Source organism: Sphaerisporangium flaviroseum, assembly GCF_039537005.1.
GTDB classification, from domain to species: Bacteria; Actinomycetota; Actinomycetes; order Streptosporangiales; family Streptosporangiaceae; genus Sphaerisporangium; species Sphaerisporangium flaviroseum.
The window spans coordinates 119,979-141,269 of record NZ_BAAAZR010000027.1; the positions used below are offsets into that span (position 1 = coordinate 119,979).

Genomic DNA, 21,291 nt, shown 5'->3' on the forward strand with positions numbered 1-21,291 from the left:
CGGCCGGCGGGCCGGGCCACGATGCCACTTCAGCGGGTGAGCGGGGTCGTCAGGCGCGGGTCCATTTCTGGTTGTTCTGGCCGGTGCACGAGGAGATCTGCACGCGGGTGCCGTTGGCGGTGGCGCCGCCGGTCACGTTCAGGCACTTGTTGGCACCAACCGCGGTGATGGTCCCGTCGGCGTTGAGGCGCCACTTCTGGTTGTTCTGCCCGTTGCAGTCCCAGATGATCACCGCGGTCCCGTCGGCGGTACCGGCACCGTTCACATCCAGGCACTTGCCGCCGTACACCCGCAGCTCACTGGCGGCGGTCGAGGTCCACTGCTGGTTGGCCTGAGCGTTGCAGTCCCAGATCACGGTATAGGTGCCGTTTGTCTGTAGGGCACCGTTCACATCCAGGCACCGGCCCGAGCCCACACCACGGATCGCGGTCTGATCGGTACCGGAGGCGGCGTCGATGGTGAAGGCGTCCAGGTCGAACAGGTAGCCCTGCCCGGTGTTCCCTCGGAAGACGAAGTACAGCGTGGTGGTGCCGGTGGGCATGGCGGCGAGGTTCGCCGTGACGTCCGCGAAGGTGTCCCAGCTTCCGGTCACCGGCACGGTCACCGTGCCGAGCAGCGTGCCGGTCGCCGAGCCGGCCCGCACCTCGATCCGCCCGCCGGCGCCGGCGGAGGAGACTCGTGCGGTCAGCCTGGTGGTGCCGGTCAGTGAGTAGGGCTGGAAGGAGATCCAGTCGCCGTCGTCGGTGAGGCCGACCGTCTTGCCGCCTTCGGCGGTGGTGTGGTCGGCGGTCTGCACGCCCTGCTGGGCGGTGAAGTGCTCGGCCTGCCGGTGCCGCGGCTGGAGCGTGCGGGTGCTGGTGGCGGTCAGGCCGCCGTTGTCGGTGTAGGACGCCACGAACAGGCCGTACAGATTGGCCCCGGCGTCGTGCTCGCCGTCCACCGGCACCGTGATCGATCCGCTGCAGCTTCCCGTCTTGCCGGTGATCTGGTGGCTGTGGCTGTCATGGCCGAGGAAGTAGGCGACCGAGACCTTCGAACAGTCCAGCGCACCGTCTTCCGCGTCGCTTCCGGTCACTTGGAACGGGACGGTGTCGCCGAAGGAGAACGGCTGGCCGTCGCCCGGCTGGGCCAGGGTGATCGACGGCGCGGTGTTGCCCACGGTCACGATGACGCTCGCGGTCCCGGTGAGCCCTTGCGGGTCGCGGACGGTCAACGTCGCGGTGAAGGTGCCATCGGCGGTGTAGGTCTTGGACGGGTTGGCGGCGGTGGAGGTGGTGCCGTCGCCGAAGTTCCACGAGTACGTCAGCGCGCCGCCCTCGGGGTCGGAGCTGCCGGCCGAGGAGAAGTTCACGGTCAGCGGCGCCGGGCCGGTAGTGGTGCCAGCGGCGGCCTTGGCGATCGGGTTGCGGTTGGCCGTCGCGCCGATGTGCTCGATCCGGTACAGCGCCTGGTTGTTACTTCCGGTGCCGTAGTCCAGCACGTACAGGGCACCGTCGGGACCGAACGCCATGTCCATGACCTGGGTGCCGTTCCACGGGAACGCTGAGATCTCGCCGTAGGCCCCGTTGCTCTTGACCTCGATGGCCTTGATCCAGCGGCGGCCGTACTCCCCGGCGAAGTACCGCCCGTCGAGCGACTGCGGGAACTTGACGCTGGAGTTGAGGTTGGGGTCGTAGCGGTAGACCGGGCCGCCCATCGGCGATTCGGAGCCGCTGCCGAACTCCGGTGGCGAACCCGAGTCCCCGGCGTACTTGATCCAGCTCGGCGTGGCCGGCGGCAGGGTGGCGAGGCCGGTGTTGCGGAAGGAGTTGTTGGCGGGGCCGCCCGCGCAGTTGTACTTCGGGCCGGTGCTGTTGGTGGCGAAGTTCCACTCGTTGTAGGTCTCGCTGGTGGTGTTGGTCCCGGTGCAGTACGGCCAGCCGTAGTTGCCCGCGCTGGTGATGCGGTCGAACTCCACCTGCCCGCTGGGCCCGCGGTTGGAGTTGGTCGACCCGGCGTCGGGGCCGTAGTCGCCGAGGTAGACGATGCCGGTGGCCTTGTCCACGCTCATCCGGAACGGATTGCGTAAGCCCATCGCGTAGATCTCCGGCCGGGTCCGGGCCGTGCCGGGCGCGAAAAGGTTGCCGGCCGGGATGGTGTACGTGCCGTCGGGCTGCGGCTTGATGCGCAGCACCTTGCCGCGCAGGTCGTTGGTATTGCCCGCCGAGCGCTGCACGTCGTACTGCGGGTTGCGGTTGGTACGTTCGTCCAGCGGAGAGTAACCGGCGGACTCGAACGGGTTGCTGTCGTCGCCGGTGGTCAGGTACAGGTTGCCGGCCGCATCGAAGTCGATGTCCCCGCCCACATGGCAGCACATGCCCCGGTCGTTGGGCACCCGCAGGACGACCTTCTCGCCGGCCAGGTCCAGGGTGTCGTCGGATTTCAGCGTGAAGCGCGACAGGTACAGCTCGCCCTTCCACTGGTCGAACTGTGCCTGTGTACCGGTGGCGGGGGCGTCGCCGCTGGGGGTGCTCAACCGCGGCGAGTAGTACAGCCATACGTAACGGTTGCTGGAGAAGCCGGGGTCTACGGCGACCCCCTGCAGACCTTCCTCGTCATGGGTGTAGACGTTCAGCCGTCCAGCGACCTTGGTGTTGCCGTTGACGTCGGTGACGCGGAGGGTGCCATCGCGAGACGTGTGAAGGACGGATCGGTTGGGCATGACGGCCAGCGACATCGCCTCGCCCAGTTCCGTGCCGCCGGACGCGAGGCTGATGTGCTGGTACTCAGATGGGGGGATGGCCAGGGCGCCGGCCGCCGGAGTGGTGAGCGCGAGAACCACCGGACTCACCAGCGCCATCGTGGCTAGCATCCTGAGCCACGGACGACGTCGGGACATGGGACCTCATTCCTTCCTGCTGTGCGGAACTCACATGAGCGAGGCGGGTATCCGCAGTGACACCCTGGCGTTGTGATCTTCGGCGCCGCGCCGTTGACGGCGCCGGTGGCGCGGAGCAGGGCGGCCCGGGTCCGGTTCACCACCTCTCCCATCGCCCCACCCCGCACCATCGCCCCTCCCAGCAGGGCGAGCTCCGGCGAGCGTGTCCGGCGCCTTCAAGGCATCGGCTTCACGGTCCGCCTTCTCCGTTGGTTTCAAGGACATGTGTCAGGGCGAGCCGCCCCTGCCGGCCGTCAGGACCGTCGTTCACGAGGTCGTGCACACGAGGGACGGCGCCGACGGTGTGCCGTTGGCGAGGAAGCCGAACGTCGTCGAGGCGGACGGCTGGAGTGAGCCGTTGTAAGAGGCGTTGCCGACCGACACGGACGAGCCGCTGGTGGTCAGCGTGCCGTTCCAGACCTGGGAGATGGTCTGGCCGTTGGCCGGGGTCCATTGGACGGTCCAGCGGCTGATCGCCGCGGCGCCCGCCGTTACCGTGACCTCGCCCTGGTAGCCGCCGGACCAGGTGCTGGTGGTGCGGTAGACCGCACTGCACGCACCGCCGGCCGTGGGAGTCGGGGTGGGCGTGGGAGTCGGCGTGGGTGTGGGAGTCGGGGTCGGTGTCGGGTCGTTGCCTGCGGTGAACTGCCACCAGTTGAGGTTGAACAGGTTGCCGGTGCCGCCGGTGAACCTGAGGAACAGGTCGTGGGTGCCGGTGGCGCCGGTGATGGGGCAGGTGACGGTGGTCCAGGTCTGCCAGCCGCCGGTGCCCGGGACGGTGCAGGTGCCCACCAGCGTGCCGCTCGCGCCGCCCAGGCGCAGTTCGATCCGGCCGCCGCTGGTGGCCGAGGCCACCCGGGCGCTGAAGCCGGTCGCCCCCGAACCGAACGCCACACCCCTGACCTTGAGGTAGTCACCGTTCTCGACGAACCCGACGTTCATCCCGCCCTCACTCGCGGGCTCGGTCTCCACCCCTTGCGACCAGGCGGCCGTCTCCGCCTCCTGACGGATATAAGGGTTCAACGTGCCCACCTGTGGCGGCCCAGAGGTGGTCATATTGATGGTGGGGATGGTGCCGTCGGCGTTGTAGCTGAACCGCTCCACCGCCACCGAACGGGTGAAACCACCACCACCCGGCAACGCGCCGTTGTGGTAGAAGAAATACGAATTGCCCTGGAAGTCGATGACCCCGGGGTGGTTGGTGAAACTACCGCCCTGGGTCGGCATCACCGTCCCGCGGTAGGTCCACGGCCCCGTCGGACCAGGGGCGGTGGAATACCCGATGAACTCCGAGCAGCACTTGGCCGCGAACACGTTGTAGTACAGGCCGTTGCGCTTGAACACCCACGGCCCCTCCTCGTACAACGTCGGCCGGCTGGTGTTCCCGCTGCGGGCACCGAACCCCGCGGTGGTCAACGGGATCTGCGTGGGGCTGCCCGAGTAGGAGATCATGTCGGCGTTCAGCCGCACGTACCACAGGTTAGGGTTGCCCCAGTACAGGTACGCCTGCCCGTTGTCGTCGACCAACACCGTCGGATCGATCTCACCGTTGCGCACCAACGGCCGCCCGATGGCATCGGTGAACGGCCCGGTCGGACTGCTGGAGACCGCCACTCCGATCGCCATCTGCCCACTGGCACGGTCTTTGACCGGCACATACCAGTAGAACCTGCCGTTGCGGTAGACCGCCTGCCCCGCCCACGCATCCGCGCTCGCCCAGCTGAACGTCGACAGACTCAACGGCGACCCATGATCGGTCCAGTTCACCATGTCCGCCGACGACCACACCCGCCAATCCCGCATGGTGAAATACGTCGAACTATCCTCATCATGCCCGGTATACAGGTAAACCCGCCCGTTATATACCAACGGTGCAGGGTCCGCCGTATAAACCGTCTGGACGATGGGATTATCCGCTCTGGCCGGCCCGGCCGGAAGCAATGTCATGAGGCAAAGCAGGCTCAAGATGCAGGCGAGACCACGCCTGGACCGGAAGTGTGCCGGAAGCGATGACGCATATCTCATGATCACCTTCCCAAGGCGGTAACCACCCGCCTTGCGCGTCGCGTTCGGAGGAGGACTCACCTAACCGGCCGCACTCCTGTTGTTAGCGCTCACATCGAAGCGCCGACAAAGAGGGAAGCCGATTACGCAGAGCGTCCCCCGGCAATCCTCGCGGGCTGCACCGAGGCGGCCGTTCGGTATCTCCACGCGCGGAGCCAATCCCATGCTTCACAGAGGGTCAAGTCTCCGGAACGCCCCCTGGCCGACGTCACGAACCTCGACATCCCTTCTGAGCTGGGCCTTCGAGTCTTGTGGAGAGGAGCGCCCGTGGCAGGTCGAGTCTGAAACTTTCACTCGGGCTCGTTCTCAGATCACCCGATGAATACGATTTATTACCCGCTCATACACCTATATTTGCGGCGAAGTAGGCTGTGCGCTGCACGTCCAATGGCCATCGGCCTGCGGAATCAGCTCTGGCGTCAATCGTGGCCGCAAGCCATGCGCATGATCTGATAGGTAGCCCTAAGGACTCTTCGGCGGTGCGATGGACTCGCGTGTGCGCACCGGCATCGGGACGCGGTGCACCTCGGTCTCGCGGACGGCGCCGGTGCGGTGGTGGCGGATCTCGTCGAACAGCACGTCCACCGCTTTTCTGCCGAGTTCGTAGTGCGGGAGGGCGACCGTGGTGAGCTTGGGGCGCATCCACGAGGCGAGGGGGTGGTCATCGAACGAGACCACCGAGACGTCGTCCGGGACACGCAGGCCGTGCTCGCCGAGAGCCTGGTACGCGCCGAAGGCGAGGCGGTCGTTGAAGCAGATCAACGCGCCCGGGCGACCGGACTCCAGGATCGCGCGCGTGGCGTCGAGGCCGTACTCCGGCTGCCAGTCGGCGCAGAGCCGCCCGCCCGCGATCTTGACCCCCGCCTCCCCCAGCACCTCGCGGATGCCGGTGAGCCGTTCCACGGCCGCGAGGCCGCCCCCGGGCACGTCACGCGTCCGGGGACCGGCGCCGATCAGGTGGATGCCGTCGCGGTGGCCGGCCTCCAGCAGCACACGCGCGGCGGTGCGCCCGGCCTCGATCTCGTCGGGCAGGATCGACGGCAGCGCCGACGGCTGCTTGGGCAGCGCGTTGAGCAGGACGGCGGGCGAGGCCGTGATCTCTTTGGGGACCTTGATCGTCCTTGTGTACATCGAGGCCAGGACGATGCCGTCGACCTGGCGGTCGTGCATGGCCTGCAGCAGACGCCGCTCGAGCTCGGGGTCGCCCTCGGTCTCACCGATGAAGAGCATCACGCCACGGTCCCGCGCGGCCTCCAGCGCGCCTTTGATCATGTCCCCGGCGAGCCGTGAGGTCGCGACCGTGTCGGACACGAAGCCGATCGTGCTTGTCGTGCCGGTGCGCAGTCCCACCGAGACCGCATTCGGACGGTACTGTAACTCGTCCGCCGCTTTCAGGACCCGCGACTCGACCTCCTGGGAGATGCGCATCTCCCGCCCACGACCCGACAGCACCAGGGACGCGGTGGTCGGGGACACCCCGGCGGCCTTGGCGACATCGGCCAGCGTGACCCGGCGTGGGCTCACCGGCGGACCTCCAAATGTTCAGGTCGTATTACGGGGTCTTGACATCGGCGGAGACGTACGGTGAGACTATCGCACTGCTAATACGATTTAGCAAACCAAATCGGGACCTTTGGCGCAGGTCAGCGGTCCCATTGCACGGAGGAGACGCAGATGTCGCGTCGAGTTCGCCCCCGCTGGCTTGCGGCCGCGCTCGTGGTCATCACGGGAGGGACGCTGGCCACCGGCTGCGCCGCGCCCGGAAGCGACGCCCCCCAGGCCGAGCCCACCACCGGCACCTCCCCCTCGACGGCCCCGGCCTGCGGCACGGCACCGGTCACGCTCAACGCCTACTTCGAAACCGGGTTCCCCATAACCAAGGCGCTCGCCACCGAGTTCTCCAAGCAGCATCCGAACGTCAAGTGGAACATCCGCGAGGACCAGTTCGCGGTGATCACCCAGAACGCCCCGCGTGTGCTCGCGGACGACCCGCCGGACCTGATGCGGCTCCCGCAGGTCTCCGAGCTGGTCAAGGACAACCTGCTGAAGAACATGGACGGCTACGCGCAGGCGTTCGGCTGGGACAAGTGGCCCGCCTCACAGCTCCAGCAGATGCGCCTCACCCCCGGGGGGAAGACCCGCGGCGAGGGGTCGCTGTACGCGACGGGCCTCAACTTCAGCATGACCGGCGTCTTCTACAACAAGAAGCTCGCCGCCAAGGTCGGCATGTCGGCCCCGCCCACCACGCTGGCGGAGCTCGACGACCTGCTCGCGAAGGCCAAGACCGCGGGCGTCGACCCGATCGCCCAGTTCAACGGCGGCGCCACCGGCGGCCTCGCGTTCCCGCTGCAGAACCTCATGGCCGCGTACGGCCCGGCGGCCCCGATCAACGACTGGATCTTCCAGAAGCCCGGCGCCACGATCGACACCCCGTCCAACCTCCAGGCCGCACAGCATCTGGAGAAGTGGGTCAAGGCCGGGTACTTCTGGAAGGACGTCAACGCCGTCGACTACGCGACGATGATGAGCCGCTTCATCGACGGCAAGGGCCTGTTCATGTTCAACGGCGACTGGGAGTCGGGCAACCTCGACAAGCAGATGGCGGGCGACGTCGGCTTCTTCCTCATGCCGTCCGCGCAGGACGGCGGCAAGCTGGCCGCGATGTCGGCCCCGCTCGCGTTCGGCGTCGGCGCGCGGGCCAAGAACGCCGACTGCGCGGCGTTCTTCCTCAACTGGGTGGCGACGGACTCCAAGGCCCGTGACATCACCGTAGAGATCGGAGGCTCGCACCCGATGGGCCCCGCCGACGCGCACATGCCGCAGGTGAAGCCGGGCACCGTCACCGACAGCACGCTCGCCGCCGGCGCGAAGATCGCCGGGGACGACGGCGCGATGGACTTCATCGCCAACGCCACCGGCGCGATCTACGCCAAGAGCTGGACCCCGAACCTGCAGAAGATGGTCGCCGGCCAGCAGACGCCCGACGGCCTGCTGAAGTCCGTGCAGAGCGACTACAAGAGCCAGATCGGAGGGAACTAGCACCGATGACAGGGCCGACTCCCGACAAAGCGGTCGATCTCGCCGAGAGCCGGCCCGGACCCACGGCCACGACCACGACCACGGCACGGAGCCCCCTGGGGCGCGGGGGGCTCCGCACGCCGGGCCGCATCGGCTGGTTGTTCGTCCTGCCCGCGCTCGGCTTCTACGCGGTCTTCGTGCTGCGGCCGATCGCCCTGACGTTCCAGTACTCGATGTACACATGGGACGGCATCGGGCCGTCCACCTGGGCCGGATTCGGCAACTACCTGAAGGTGTTCACCGACCCCGACCTGTTCGACTCCATCCTGAACGCCGTCAAGCTGATCGTGTTCTTCAGCGCGATCCCGGTCGTGATGGGCCTCGCGATCGCCTCGACGATCCGGCGCATCGCCGCCAGCCGGCTCGCGCTCGTGGCGCGGACCGTCATCTTCCTGCCGCAGGTCATCCCACTCGTCGCGGCCGGCATCGCGTGGAGCTGGCTGCTCTCCTCCACCGGGCTGGTCAACCAGCTGCTCACCTACCTCGGCCTCGGCGGGGTGACGCGGGCCTGGCTGGGCGACTTCGCGACCGCCCTGCCCGCGGTCGGGGTCATCGGCGCGTGGGTGCTGCTCGGCCTGTGCACGCTGCTCCTGCTCGCGGGCATGAGCAAGATCGACCCGGCGCTCTACGAGGCCGCCCGGCTGGACGGCGCCGGGCCGCTGCGCGAGTTCGTCTCGATCACGCTGCCGAGCCTGCGGCAGGAGATCGCCGTCTGCGTCACGGTGACCGTCATCGCGGCCCTCGCGAGCTTCGACATCGTCTACATCTCGACGCAGGGCGGCCCCGGCAACGCCACCATGGTCCCCGGCCTAGAGATCTACTACCTGGCCTTCTCGGAACGGCAGGTGGGCGTCGCGTCGGCGCTGGCCGTGGTGCTCATGGCGCTCGTCATCGCCGTCGCCCTTCCCATCCAATGGCTCACCAGGGACAGGTCCTCATGATCATCGCGCGCCGGGAGGCGTGGACCGGACGGCTGCTCCTGGTCCTGCTGATGGCGATCACGCTGCTGCCGTTCCTCAGCCTGTTCGTCACGGCCCTCCACCCGCCGGGCACCTACCCGCCCGGCGTCAGCTGGCCCGCCGACCCGCACTGGGACAACTTCTTGCAGGCCTTCCAGGCGGCGCGCATGGGAGAGCTGCTGAAGTCGAGCACGCTCATCGTGCTCGGCGTGGTGCCGCTCTCGCTCGTCATCGCCACCATGGCCGGTTTCGCCATCGGCCACCTGCGCATGCCGGGGCGGCGTGTCGTGTTCCTCGCGTTCGTGCTCGGTCTGACGCTGCCCTTCGAAGGCGTCATCACGCCGCTGTACTACCAGGTGCGCGACATGGGGCTGCTGAACACCCGGTGGGCCATCATCCTGCCGCTGATCGGGCTGTTCATGCCGTTCTCGGTGTTCTGGATGCGGGCGCACTTCGTGAACATGCCCGAGGAGCTGTCGGAGAGCGCGCGGATCGACGGGGCGAACGTATGGCAGCTGTTCTGGCGCGTGCACGTGCCGCTGGCCATGCCGGCGATCTCGTCCCTGGCCATTCTGCTGTTCCTGTGGACGTGGAACCAGTTCCTCCTGGCCATCGTGCTGGTGGACGACCCGCTGAACCGCACGATGTCCGGCGCCCTCGGCGCCTTCCAAGGCCAGTGGGGCACCGACATCCCGCTGCTGTGCGCGGGGTCGCTCCTCATCCTGGCCCCGACCCTGCTGATCTTTCTCATCTTCCAGCGCCGGTTCGTCACGGCTCTGCTGCAAGGGTCCCTGAAGGGCTGATGGACGACACCACCGTTACGGAAGGCGTTGCGCGCCACCGAGGAGACCGCGTGAACAATATCGAACCGGCGCGGTGGACGCGACGGCACCTCGGCGGGCTCACCGAGAGCGCCGCGACGACGGCGCCGGTCGTCCCCTCCTGGCCCGCGCCCCGCGTGCTGCCGTCGGACGACGTGTGGGACCTGTGGCCGGTCCAGGAGGAGGACGGCACACCGTCCATCGTTCTCGGCCTCGAGTTGTGGATGGCGCTGGCGGCGCCTGCCACCGGCCATCCGGAGGAGCGCCACGGCCGCGCCCGGCTCCGCCTGCTCGGGAGAGGCGGCGACGGCTGGACCGATCTCGGGCACGTGTTCGCCGACGGCGCGTCCCTGGGCGGCCGCGAGTGGTCGGGATCGGCGGTGCGCAGGCCCGACGGCACGGTCTCGGTCTTCTACACGGCGGCCGGCGGCCGCGGCGAGCCGCGACCGACGTTCTCCCAGCGTGTCGCCGAGGCCCGCCCCCGCCTGCTCACCGGCGACGGCGTCGTCACGCTGGAAAAGGACGCCGATCACCGGGAGATCCTGCGTTCGGATGGCCGGACGTACCTACCGGCCGACGAGACCGAGGGGGCCCCCGGCGGCATCCGCGCCTTCCGCGACCCCGGCTGGTTCCGCGACCCCGCCGACGGAAGTGAACACCTGCTGGTCGCCGCGTCCGTCCCCTGGCACGACGGCTTCATGGGAGCGATCGCCCTCGCCGGCGCCCGGCCCGGCGGCTGGTCGCTCGGCCCGCCGCTCCTGGTGGCCGACGGCGTCAACCACGAGATCGAACGGCCGCACGTCGTCGTGCACGATTCGACGTACTACCTCTTCTTCGTGACCCAGCACCACGCCTTCCACCCGCGAGGCTCGGCGCCCACCGGACTGTACGGCTTCGCCGCCCCCGCCCTGACCGGCCCGTACCGCCCGCTCAACGGCTCCGGGCTGGTGATCCGCAACCCCCCCGCCCACCCCGACCAGGCGTATGCCTGGCTGGTACTGGCCGACCTTCGGGTGGTGAGCTTCCTCAACTACCGCTCCCCCGGCGGCGAGGATCTGAGGGACGCCGGCATGGCCGAGGCACGGGCGGGGTTCGCCGGGACGGTGGCCCCCGTCCTGAGGCTCGCCCTCGACGGACTCACCACCTCAATAAATAGCCACGATCTCACTGATCGTTAGCGCTAACATCACGAGCATCCGCTGCTTCGGCCTGCACCATGCCCAGAGGCCGTAGGCGCGGCCTGGTCGATGACGACGTCGCCACCGTCCGGCAGGCTCAAGGCGCGTCAGGACGCAGGGCCCGTGCGCACATGGTGAGGTTCTCCACCAGCGTCTTGCGCATCGTGTCGTCGATCTCCGCGAGCATCACTTCTTCGATGCCGTCGAGCAGGCGATCACATCGCCGTAGCGCGGCCAGCCCTTCGCGGGTGAGACGTGCGCACAGGACCCGGCCGCCGTCCGGATGCGGGTCGCGTCGGATCAGTCCGCGTTGTTCCAGGTCGCGAACGACGAGGTTCATCGCCTGCGGTGTGACGAAGGCGATGCGGGCCAGCTCTGCCGACGAGGCGCCGTCGCGCATGCGCAGCTCGCTGAGCGCCATGTACTCCGTGGTGGTGAGGCCGTCCCGGGCGAGCGCCTCGTCCAGACGGGCGCGGATTCGACGCTCGAGGCGGTACACCAGGTAGCTCAGGCGCGCTGCGGGCGGTTGGTCGGCGTCAGAGGCACGGCGAGGGGTCACCAGGAGACGATAACGCGCAGTCCTCGGGTGAAAGTTTCGCGACCCATATATCAAGCAGCTTGATAACAAGTCGCTTGATATGCAGCGGATAGGCGCCGTTGCCGGACGTGCGGCACCGTCGCCCTGTACGGCGGCCCCTTGACCTCCGGGTGAGACCGCTTCTATACCGGCTGTTTGCAAGGCCTCGTGAGTCGGCGGCGCCGCGGCCCCGTGCACCACGCAGAGAAACATTTCGACCTCAAGCAAAGGAGAGCGGATGAAGCGAGTGATCGCAGCGCTGGCCGGCGCCTGCGCCGTACTGCTGTCCGCTGTCGCGGCCCTGGTGTTCACGCACCCCGCCGCCGCGGCCACGCTGACCGAGGTGACCAACTTCGGTGCCAACCCCGGCAACCTGCGCATGCACATCTACGTGCCGGACAACCCCCCCGCCAATCCGGCGGTCGTGCTGGCCATGCACCCGTGCGGCGGCTCCGGGCCCGGCTTCTACTCCTCCAGCGAGTTCGCGTCGCTGGCCAACCGGTACGGCTTCATCGTGATCTACCCGTCGGCGTCGAAGAAGGGCAACTGCTTCGACAACTGGTCCGAGGCGTCGAAGGTGCGCGGCGGCCAGACCGACCCGGTGTCGCTCATGTCCATGGTGAACTACGCCCTGCAGCAGCGCGGCGGCGACCCGAACCGGGTGTTCGCGACCGGCAGTTCCTCGGGCGCCATGATGACCAACGCCATGCTGGCGCTGTACCCGGAGGTGTTCAAGGCGGGCGCGGCGTTCATGGGCGTGCCGTTCACGTGCTTCCCCAACGAGGCGGCCTACCAGCCTGGAGGCAATGCCGCCCCGTGCGTCAACATCAGCGCGCAGCAGTGGGGCGACCGGGCACGTAACGCGAACCCGAGCTACCGGGGACCGTGGCCGCGGATGCAGTTGTGGCACGGCACCAACGACAACGTGGTCGCCTACTCCGAACTGGAGGAGGAGATCAAGCAGTGGACCAACGTGCACGGCCTGAGCCAGACGCCGACCAGCACGGACACCCCGCAGGCGAACTGGAACCGCCGCCGCTACGCCGACTCCTCCGGAACGGTGCGGGTCGAGGCGTACGCCATCCAGGGCGCCGGTCACAACCTCCCGTCGAGCGGCATGGCCGCCGTCGCCCTGCAGTTCTTCGGCCTGACCGGCGGTAACCCCTCCCAGACGCCGACCCCGACCCCGACGATCACTCCGACCGTCACCCCGACCCCGACGATCACTCCGACCCCCGCGACCGAGTTCCGCCTGCGCAACGAGGCGGCCGGCCGCTGCGTCGACTCCCCCAACAGCGCCAACGCCAACGGCACCCAGTTCCAGATCTACGACTGCCACACCAACGCCAACCAGCGCTTCGCCTACAGCTCCGGCAGACTCCAGATCCTCGGCAAGTGCCTGGACTCCCCGACGAACGCCGGCTCCGGCACCCGCGTCCAACTGTGGGACTGCCACGGCAACAGCAACCAGCAGTGGACCTTCACCTCCGGCGGCACGGTCACCAACGGCGCCAACAACCTCTGCCTCAACGTCACCGGCACCGGAAACGGCTCCACCGTCACCGTCGCCACCTGCAACGGCCAGGCCGCCCAGAGATGGACCAGGTCATAACCTTCGGCCGGCCGGCATCAACCCGCCGGGTCCAGGCGACCTCGCCCGGACCCGGCACACAACCGGGGCGCCAGCAGGTGCTCGTGCTCGAAGTCATGATGGCGGATCATCAGGCCACCTGTCCGAGCACGCGGCGGAAGACATGGCGTCCCGCGCCCGCCTCGATGGCGGTGTCCGGGTCGCTGGGCAGGTGAACCGCGGCGGTGGTGTTCGGCGGTACGACGACGACCAGGGTCAGCTGCTCGCCGTCGCGCTCCCAGCTCACCTCCGCCCGGCCGTACGGGGTGACGTGGGCGGCGCGGGCCCGGGTCAGGCCGCCGCCCGGACGGGGCCGGACCAGCAACCGGCGGTAACCGGGTTCGGCGGGGGCGAGGCCGGCGATCGTGCGGTGCATCCAGTCGGCCACCGCGCCGAGCGCGTAGTGGTTGAAGGAGGTCATCTCGCCGGGATTGATGGTCCCGTCGGGCAGCATGCTGTCCCAGCGTTCCCAGATGGTGGTGGCGCCCATGGTCACCGCGTACAGCCAGGACGGGCACTTGGTCTGCAGCATCAGCCGGTAGGCGTCCTCGATGGCGCCCGCCTCGGTAAGGGCGTCGCAGACGAGCGGGGTGCCGACGAAGCCGGTGCCGATGCGGTGGTCGTCGGCGGCGACCAACTCGGCCAGCCGTCGCCCGGCCCGCTCGCGCTGCGCGGGGTCGTCCAGCAGGCCGAACCTCAGGGCCAGCGCGTAGGCGGTCTGGGTGTCGCAGGCCAGCCGGCCCGACGGCGTGACGAACTCGCGGTTGAACGTCGCCCGGACCTGCGCCGCCAGCACGGCGAAGTGCTCGGCGTCGGCCACGTGCCCGAGCAGCGCCGCCGTCTCGGCCAGGACCGCGGCGGTTCTGGCGTGGTGGGCGGTGGCGACGAGCGTGTGGTCGGTGCGGGCCCGGCCCGGGTCGTCCGGGGGCGCGGCCGGGTCCAGCCAGTCGCCGAACTGGAAGCCCTCGTCCCATAGGTGGTCCTCACCGGTGAGGCCGGCGACCTGCTCCACCCACGCCTTCATGCTCGGGTACTGGCGGCGCAGCAGGCCGAGGTCGCCGGTGCGCTGGTAGAGCGTCCACGGGACGAGCACCGCCGCGTCGCCCCAGGCGGCCGTGGGTGTGGTGCCGAACAGCTGCGGCACCCACGGCACGTAGTGCGGGACGGTGCCGTGCTCCATCTGCTCCGCGGCCAGGTCGGCGAGCCAGGAGGAGAGCGGTCCCGCGCAGTCGTACAGGAAGGCGGCGGCGGGGGCGAAGACCTGGATGTCGCCGGTCCAGCCGAGGCGTTCGTCGCGTTGCGGGCAGTCGGTGGGGATGTCGAGGTAGTTGCCGCGCATGCTCCAGGACACGTTGTCGTGCAGCCGGTTCAGCAGCGGATCGGAGGAGTCGAACACTCCGAGGGGCCGCATGTCGGTGTGGCAGACGACGGCGACCACGTCGGCCGGGTCCAGTGTGCCGGGCCAGTCGTCGATCTGGGCGTAGCGGAAGCCGTGGCTGGTGAAGCGCGGCTCCCATTCCTCACCCTCCGCGTCGCCGCGCAGCGTGTACTCGTCCTGGGCGGCGGCGTGGCGGAGGGGGCGCAGGGCGAGGGCGCCGTTCTCCAGGGCTTCGGCGTGGCGGAGGGTGACGGTGTGTCCGGCCGGGCCCTGGACGCGGATGCGCAGCCGGCCGGCGATGTTCTGCCCGAAGTCCACGATGGTCTCGCCGGACGGACCGGTCAGGACCTCGACCGGGCGCAGTGTCTCGGTCCGGCGTACCGGCGGGCCGGTCGGTGCGACCAGCAGGGCCGGGTCGTGGGTCAGGGCGTCGGCGGGCAGCCAGGCGGTGTCGTCGAAGCCGGGCTTCGACCAGCCGGACGGGAGCAGGCGGGCGTCGTATTTCTCGCCGTCGTACAGGCCGGCCGCGGTGACGGGGCCGGCTGCGCAGCGCCAGGTGGTGTCGGTGACGATGGTGTCGGTCGTGCCGTCGGAGTAGGTGATCTCCAGTTGGGCGATCAGCGCGGTACGGTCGCCGTACAGGTCGGTCTTGCCGCCCGCGAAGCCGAGCCGGCCCCGGTACCAGCCGTCGGCCAGGGTGGCGCCGATGGCGTTGCCGCCTTCGCGCAGCAGCGTGGTGACGTCGTGGGTGCGGTAGCGCAGGCGGTGGTGGTAGCTGGTCCAGCCGGGGGCGAGGACGTCGTCGCCGACGACCTCGCCGTTGAGCTCGACCTCATACGTGCCGTGCGCGGTGACGTACAGGCGGGCCAGCTCGACGGGGGCACGGGTGGCGAAGTCGCGGCGCAACAGCAGCGCCGGGCCATCGGGCAGGCCTAGCAGCTCAAGCGGCGGTGCCACCGCGCCCGCCTTCCAGTCGGCCGGGTCGAGCAGGCCCGTCTCCACCCAGGACCAGGGGCTCCAGTCGCTTGCCGAGCCGTCGTGTCCGTGGACGCGCACTCGTGCGCCGCGTCGTTCCCGGGAGCGCAGTGGTCGGCCCGGCCATGGAACGAGTACCGACTCCCCCGACTCGATGAGGCGGGTGGTGGTGCCGTCGCCGAGTTCGATTTCGTAGGCGCGCTGGAGCCAGCCGGGGATGTCGGTGGTGGTGGTCCAGGTCAGGCGGGGGGTGCTCTCGCCGACGCCGAGGGGGTGTCGGTGGTGTTCGTAGGTGATCGGTTCGAGGTTCAGGAAGGTCATGTCATCCCTTGATGGCGCCGGCGGTCATGCCGGCCACGATCTTGCGGTTGAAGAAGATGAACAGCAGCAGCGGGGGGATCGTGATGAGCACGATGTCCATGAACAGCAGGTTCCATTGGGTGCTGTACTGGCTTTGGAAGTTGTAGAGGGTGACCTGGACGGTGGCGTTCTTGTCGCCGGGCAGGAAGTACAGCGGGTTGACGAAGTCGTTGAAGATCGCCACTGAGCTGGTGAGGATCACGGTGATGGTGACCGGGCGCAGCAGCGGGAAGATCACCCGGAAGAACAGGGAAAAGCCGCCGCAGCCGTCGATCATGGCGGCCTGGTCCAGTTCGCGGGGAATGGCCGCGATGAACGCGCGAAACAGCAACACCGCGTACGCCAGGCCGAAGGCCACCTCGACCAGCACCAGGCCGGGCAGGGTTTTGAACAACCCGATCGCCTGCAGTAGCCAGATCGTCGGGACGATCGCCGGGGGAATGATCAGCCCAGAGAGCACCAGGAAGTTGGCCAGCGTGCCGATCTTCCCGGCGCGGCGTTGCAGGACGAACGCGGCCATCGCGGCGGCGACCACGATGAGCGCGACCGAGGCCACGGTGACGATCATGCTGTTGGCGTAAGCGCGTAGCAGCACGTAATCGCGTGCCTGGACGACCTCGACGAAGTTCTGAACGATCGGCCGGTTCACCGGCCAGGCGAAGTCCAGGTCGGCGGACTGCACATCGTCTTTGATCGCGGTGAGCATCATGAACGAGAACGGCACCAGGAAGATCACTGTTGCCAGGACCAGGGCCAGGCCTTCGGCGCCGGCCCGTTTCAACCGGCTCATAGGGCGACCTGCCTTCTGCCCAGCAAGTAGTTGAGCGGCACGATGAGGGCGGTCACGATCACGAACAGCAGCACGTTGCCGGCGGTGGACAGCCCGAAGTAGCCGGCCTGGTACTGCTTGTAGATGATCGAGGCGATGACGTCGCTGGTGAACCCGGGCCCGCCGCGGGTCATGGTCCAGATCAGATCGAAGGAGCGCAGCCCGCCGATGAACGACAAAATGATCACCGAGTAGGTCGCCGGCCAGCTCAGCGGAAGCGTCACGTGCCGAAACCGGTGCCAGGCGGTGCCACCGTCGACGGCGACCGCCTGGTAGTAGTCCTGCGGGATGGACAAGATCCCGGCGATGTAGATGACGGTGGCCAGCCCGACGCCCTTCCACACATCGACCAGCGCGACCAACAGCAACGCGGTGGTGGCATTACCCAGCCAATCAGGCCCGGAAATCCCGACGAGAGCCAGCACCCTGTTGATCAGACCGGTGTCGGGGCGCAGCAACGCGCTGAAGGTGATGCCGACCGCGACGGTGGAGACCAGCACAGGGAAGAACACCACCGACCGCAGAAAGCCACGCAGCCGCAGCCTGCTGGTCAGCAACACCCCCAGCCCCATGCCCAGCACGACCTTGAGACCGCTGGTGGCAACGGCGTAGATGAGGGTGTTCTGGAAACCGATGCGCAGGTTCTGTTCGGCCAGAAAGTCGCGGAAGTTGTCCAGCCCGACGAAGGTGCTGTCGAACAGCGTCCACCGGGTCAGCGCGAAGTAGAAGGCCATCACGGTGGGGACCAGGAAGATGGCCAGGTAGACGACCGCCGCGGGCAGGTAGAGCGCGAACGGGTAGGCCGAGGACTGTTTGGCAGGCGTGCGGGCGTGCCGCCGCACGGGGTCCGGGGTGCCGGGCCCGGTATAGGGCCCGGCGTGCTGGGTGGTCACCACCCGGCCAGCCCGAGCTGCTTGGCCTGCTTTTCCACGTCCTTGTCGTACTGGGCCGCGCCCTGGGCGGGCGGGGTCAGTCCGGAACCGACCGCGACGGTGATCTGCTCCAGCGAGGGGCCCTTGATCGGCGACAGGAACTCCAGCGCCGGGGTGGTGGCGCCCTTGTCGAGATAGCCCTGCAGATCCTTGGCCACCTGAAGGGCATCGGCCGGTAGCTGGGAACCCTTGACCCGATACGGACCCGACGGCTTGACCGCCGCGGTCACCGCCTGGGTGCCGGCCGGTGAGGCGACGAACGCCAGGAACTTCTTGGCCGCCTCCACGTGCTCGGTGGTCTTGGCGATGTAGATCGCCGGCGGCTCCCAGACCGTGGCGCCGTTGGTGGCCGGATCATCACCGGGGATGCCGAAGAACCCCACATCGGTGGCGGTCTGGGGGTAGTTGGCCAGCAGCGGCGGCAACAGCCCGCTGAGCATCGCGTAATGGGCGCCCTTGCCCTGAACCAGCATCTTCAACCCCTGGTCCAGAACCGCCGAGCCGAAGCCCTTGTTGAGATACCCCTTGGCGTGCACGTCGGCCAGATGCTGGAACCCGCCGGTGGCGGCCGGGGTGGTGGCGTACTTCACCTTGCCCGCGGTGTAGTCCTGGGCGAAGGTCGGCACCGCGGCCTGCACGTTGTGGAAGTCGGCCAGCACGAAGATCTGGGAGGTCCAGGTGTCCTTGTAGGTGCCGATCACCGGGGTGATGCCACCGGCTGCTTTGATCTTGTCGTTGTTGGCCATGAACTCGGCCCAGGTCTTGGGCACCTGTAGTCCGAGCTGCTGGTAGACCTTGCGGTTGTACAGGATGCCCCCGGCGTTGAGTGTGCTGGCCGGGACGCCGTACACCTTGTCCTGCTGGGTCACCACCGGCAGGTAGTCGGGCTGGACGTTGGCCAGAACAGGGTCGCCAGTCAGATCGACCAGGGTCTGCGCCGGGTTGAGTGCCTGCAGCAGCGAGCCGGAGTTGTACCAGAACACATCGGTCATCTCGCCGGTGGACAGCCGGGTCTTGACGATGTTGTCGCCTTCGCTGCCGCCCGGCTGCTGCTCAATGGTGATCTTGATGGTGCGGTTGGCCGTCATGAACGCGTTGGCCAGCGCCTTGGAGGTGTCCACGATCGCCTGGTCACTGCCGGTCATGAAGGACAAGGTGACGGTGCCGTCGGCGGTCGGCTCGGAGCCCGAGCCACAGGAGGTCAGAGCCGCTAACGCGAGAACGGCCACGGCCGTTCGCAGCGTGAGGTGCGAGGTGTGCACAATGTCCCTCCGGGTCCATTGAATCGTTTTAAACGGCTCCCCGATGCGGTTAACGTAGGCGTTACACGACACGTCGTCAAGGTCGATTTGGGTAACGGTTTCCAGGATTTACCCAGATCAAAACACTGGAGAAGGCTTCACCTGAGTAACGTTGCCCTCCTGGTCCAGGCCAGGTCTCCCCCGCCGAGAAGCACCGCTGCTCACCCACCCAGAGCAGGCGGAACCGGGCCTATGAGGCGGGTGGGGCGGCCGTTGAGCCGCGGACGACCAGGCTCGGGGTGACGGAGAAGCGCACCGGTGTCATGCGGCCTTCGACGCGTTCCAGCAGGAGCTTGCCCGCGGCGCGGCCCATCTCGGCGCCGTCCTGGTCGACGCTGGTCAGCGCGATGTTGGGCAGCGCGGCCAGGTGGGTGTTGTCGTAGCCGGCGACCGAGACGTCCGCCGGTACGGACAGGCCGGACTCGTGGACCGCGGCGAGCGCGCCGAAGGCCGCCTGGTCGGCGCCCGCGAAGATCGCCGTCGGGCGCGGCGTACGGCTCAGCAACTGGCGGGCGCCGTCGTAGCCGCCCTTCTCGTTGTAGAAGCTGGTCGCGACCGCGATCTCGCCGGCGAGCCCGTGCTCGCGCATGACACGCTCGTAGGTCGCCGATCGGATGTTGTGCAGCAGGTCGCCGGGCCGGGCGATGCTGTCGTCCTGGTGCGTGATGTGGGCGATCCGGCGGTGCCCCAGCTCGATGAGGTACTGCACGACGAGCTCGGCGCCGGATTCGTCGTCGTCGAACACCGAGTCGTAGTACGAGGACCGCTCGTGCCGCGCGAGCACCACGGTGGGCTTCTCTTTGGCCACCTCTTCAAGGCGCGCCTTCGAGGCGAGGGGGGCGACCATGATCAGGCCGTCCACCTGCCGGTCCACCAGGGCGTCGACCGCCCGCTGCTCGACCTTGCGGGTGGCGCCTCCCTGAATCATGATCGCCTGGTAGTCGGTCTCATCGAGGTATGCGGTGAGGCCGTCGAGGATGTCGGCGAAGAAAGGGTTCCTGATGTGCGGCAGCACCAGGCCGATCGTGAAGGTGCGCCCGCGCATCCCCCGGGCCACGGCCTGTGGCCGGTAGCCCAACTCCTCGATGGCCGTCTTGACCCGCTCTTTCATGGCCGGGCTGACGCCATAGGCGTTGCGGATCACCTTGGACACCGCGGTGACGGAGACCTGGGCGTGACTCGCCACGTCGGCGATCGTCACTCGTCGCCGTCGACCAGACGTGACCATGAAACTCCATTTCCGAGACGTGGTCCGAGTGTACGAGCTCAAGGCATGGCTCGATCTCGGCTCCCCACCATGCTGTGAGCCGCACCGGCCCGGTCGAGTCACGCCCCGGCCGGCGCTTGGACGGTCCCGATGTATTCACTCCCTTCCGGACCGAAAGGGATAGCGGTGGAGTCGTTCACGTGCCGCCGAGGACATGATCGTAATGGGCATCGTTGCCCGAACGGCCATGGAAACAATCTATTGAGGTGTGGTAGGAGCAGAAACCGTTGCTCAACTGACCTATTGACGACCTATGAGGAAAAGCTTATGTTGACGGCATCTGCGGGTGCTTAAATCGTTTTAAACGATCCTGCTGTCGCGCGATCCCCTCCACAAGCTGCTCGACCTCGGCTTCACTCTCACCGACGTGCAGGCCTTCGTCGACCTGCTGGACCGGGAGGTGCCCGCCGACTTCACCCAGCCAGGCAGCCCGATCTGCCACCCCACCTACCGGATCAAGGGCCGGCACAGGCGCTCGCCGTGGTGGCGTGAGGGCGGGGTTCGCGACCGGGTGGGAATGAGCCACGTGCCGCTACCCGACCTGATCAACGCGTTCATCGACGCCGGGCTGAGCATCGACCGGGTGTACGAGCCGCGCGGACACCTCATCCCGCCCGTGCCGGCGCTCAAGGCATTCCGCCGAGAGTAAGGATGGCCGCCTCGGCAGTGAATGGCGTCGTCTCCAAGTGTTTGCGCTAACATCGCCGTGATCAACGCTAGGTTCGCGTCATGGCGGTGTCAATCGTTCACGCGCCAGAAACCTACGCACGATCCAAAGAAGGTTTCGGCTCTCCCTTAATCCGTCATGCTCTCGCGGACGACAAGATCGACATCCGGTTCGACCCGCTGTCGCTGGAGCGGCTTCCGGACCAGGCTGATCACCATGGCGGCCATCGTGTGGTGCCCATCTCGATCAGCGGTCGGCGCCGAGCCGGTCGCGAGAGTTCTTGACCCGAGTCATAACGAAAGCGTGTCGGGATGCCGCACACTTCCTGATCATGAGCGTTGCCGCTGCTCCCGACCTT

16 protein-coding genes are annotated in these 21,291 nt (G+C 68.1%); 7 read left to right on the plus strand and 9 right to left on the minus strand.

The window, feature by feature from the left end:
• Nucleotides 1-49: 49 nt before the first annotated feature.
• The 3 genes from ABD810_RS27925 to ABD810_RS27935 form a co-directional block, all read right to left on the minus strand.
• A complete protein-coding gene (locus ABD810_RS27925; protein WP_344946806.1) occupies nucleotides 50-2,839 on the minus strand; it encodes a PQQ-dependent sugar dehydrogenase in 2,790 nt (929 codons plus the stop codon).
• 345 nt (nucleotides 2,840-3,184) lie between these two features.
• Complete coding sequence (locus ABD810_RS27930) at nucleotides 3,185-4,942, minus strand: family 43 glycosylhydrolase (protein WP_425566966.1); 1,758 nt, start codon at nucleotides 4,940-4,942, stop codon at nucleotides 3,185-3,187.
• Nucleotides 4,943-5,443: 501 nt separating this feature from the next.
• Nucleotides 5,444-6,505 (minus strand): LacI family DNA-binding transcriptional regulator, encoded by a 1,062-nt coding sequence (locus tag ABD810_RS27935; protein WP_344946812.1) that lies wholly within the window; start codon nucleotides 6,503-6,505, stop codon nucleotides 5,444-5,446.
• A gap of 150 nt (nucleotides 6,506-6,655) precedes the next feature.
• Between ABD810_RS27935 and ABD810_RS27940 the strand changes: the two genes are divergently transcribed.
• From ABD810_RS27940 to ABD810_RS27955, 4 genes are read left to right on the plus strand one after another with little or no spacing between them, the layout of a single operon-like run.
• Nucleotides 6,656-8,020, plus strand: coding sequence for an ABC transporter substrate-binding protein (locus tag ABD810_RS27940; protein WP_344946814.1), 1,365 nt, complete (start codon nucleotides 6,656-6,658; stop codon nucleotides 8,018-8,020).
• Nucleotides 8,021-8,025: 5 nt separating this feature from the next.
• Nucleotides 8,026-9,000, plus strand: coding sequence for a carbohydrate ABC transporter permease (locus ABD810_RS27945; RefSeq protein WP_344946817.1), 975 nt, complete (start codon nucleotides 8,026-8,028; stop codon nucleotides 8,998-9,000).
• A complete protein-coding gene (locus tag ABD810_RS27950) occupies nucleotides 8,997-9,821 on the plus strand; it encodes a carbohydrate ABC transporter permease (protein WP_344946820.1) in 825 nt (274 codons plus the stop codon). Before ABD810_RS27945 ends, ABD810_RS27950 begins: the two co-directional genes overlap by 4 nt.
• Nucleotides 9,822-9,871: 50 nt before the next feature.
• The gene (locus ABD810_RS27955; protein WP_344946823.1) at nucleotides 9,872-11,017 is read left to right on the plus strand and encodes a glycoside hydrolase family 68 protein; all 1,146 of its coding nucleotides are present in this window, start codon (nucleotides 9,872-9,874) and stop codon (nucleotides 11,015-11,017) included.
• A gap of 97 nt (nucleotides 11,018-11,114) precedes the next feature.
• On the opposite strand, the gene ABD810_RS27960 is transcribed toward ABD810_RS27955, so the two are convergent.
• Nucleotides 11,115-11,576, minus strand: coding sequence for a MarR family winged helix-turn-helix transcriptional regulator (locus tag ABD810_RS27960; RefSeq protein WP_344946826.1), 462 nt, complete (start codon nucleotides 11,574-11,576; stop codon nucleotides 11,115-11,117).
• A 256-nt stretch (nucleotides 11,577-11,832) separates the two neighbouring features.
• Between ABD810_RS27960 and ABD810_RS27965 the strand changes: the two genes are divergently transcribed.
• Nucleotides 11,833-13,206, plus strand: coding sequence for an extracellular catalytic domain type 1 short-chain-length polyhydroxyalkanoate depolymerase (locus ABD810_RS27965; protein WP_344946829.1), 1,374 nt, complete (start codon nucleotides 11,833-11,835; stop codon nucleotides 13,204-13,206).
• Nucleotides 13,207-13,315: 109 nt separating this feature from the next.
• On the opposite strand, the gene ABD810_RS27970 is transcribed toward ABD810_RS27965, so the two are convergent.
• From ABD810_RS27970 to ABD810_RS27990, 5 genes are all read right to left on the minus strand, one after another.
• On the minus strand, nucleotides 13,316-15,898 hold the full coding sequence (locus ABD810_RS27970; RefSeq protein ID WP_344946832.1) for a family 78 glycoside hydrolase catalytic domain: 2,583 nt from the start codon (nucleotides 15,896-15,898) through the stop codon (nucleotides 13,316-13,318).
• Between the two features lies 1 nt (nucleotide 15,899).
• Entirely contained in the window at nucleotides 15,900-16,727 is an 828-nt protein-coding gene (locus ABD810_RS27975) for a carbohydrate ABC transporter permease (RefSeq protein ID WP_344946835.1), read from the minus strand.
• Nucleotides 16,724-17,659 carry a carbohydrate ABC transporter permease gene (locus ABD810_RS27980; protein ID WP_344946838.1) on the minus strand — a complete coding sequence of 312 codons (936 nt, stop codon included), beginning with the start codon at nucleotides 17,657-17,659 and terminating at the stop codon, nucleotides 16,724-16,726. Before ABD810_RS27980 ends, ABD810_RS27975 begins: the two co-directional genes overlap by 4 nt.
• Entirely contained in the window at nucleotides 17,656-18,960 is a 1,305-nt protein-coding gene (locus tag ABD810_RS27985; RefSeq protein ID WP_344946841.1) for an ABC transporter substrate-binding protein, read from the minus strand. Before ABD810_RS27985 ends, ABD810_RS27980 begins: the two co-directional genes overlap by 4 nt.
• 229 nt (nucleotides 18,961-19,189) lie before the next feature.
• Nucleotides 19,190-20,227, minus strand: coding sequence for a LacI family DNA-binding transcriptional regulator (locus ABD810_RS27990; protein ID WP_344946844.1), 1,038 nt, complete (start codon nucleotides 20,225-20,227; stop codon nucleotides 19,190-19,192).
• Nucleotides 20,228-20,633: 406 nt separating this feature from the next.
• Here ABD810_RS27990 and ABD810_RS27995 point away from each other — a divergent pair, with 406 nt between their 5' ends.
• Both ABD810_RS27995 and ABD810_RS28000 read left to right on the plus strand, forming a co-directional pair.
• Nucleotides 20,634-20,915 carry a hypothetical protein gene (locus ABD810_RS27995; protein ID WP_344946846.1) on the plus strand — a complete coding sequence of 94 codons (282 nt, stop codon included), beginning with the start codon at nucleotides 20,634-20,636 and terminating at the stop codon, nucleotides 20,913-20,915.
• Between the two features lie 80 nt (nucleotides 20,916-20,995).
• Entirely contained in the window at nucleotides 20,996-21,217 is a 222-nt protein-coding gene (locus tag ABD810_RS28000; protein ID WP_344946849.1) for a hypothetical protein, read from the plus strand.
• The last annotated feature ends 74 nt before the right edge of the window (nucleotides 21,218-21,291 follow it).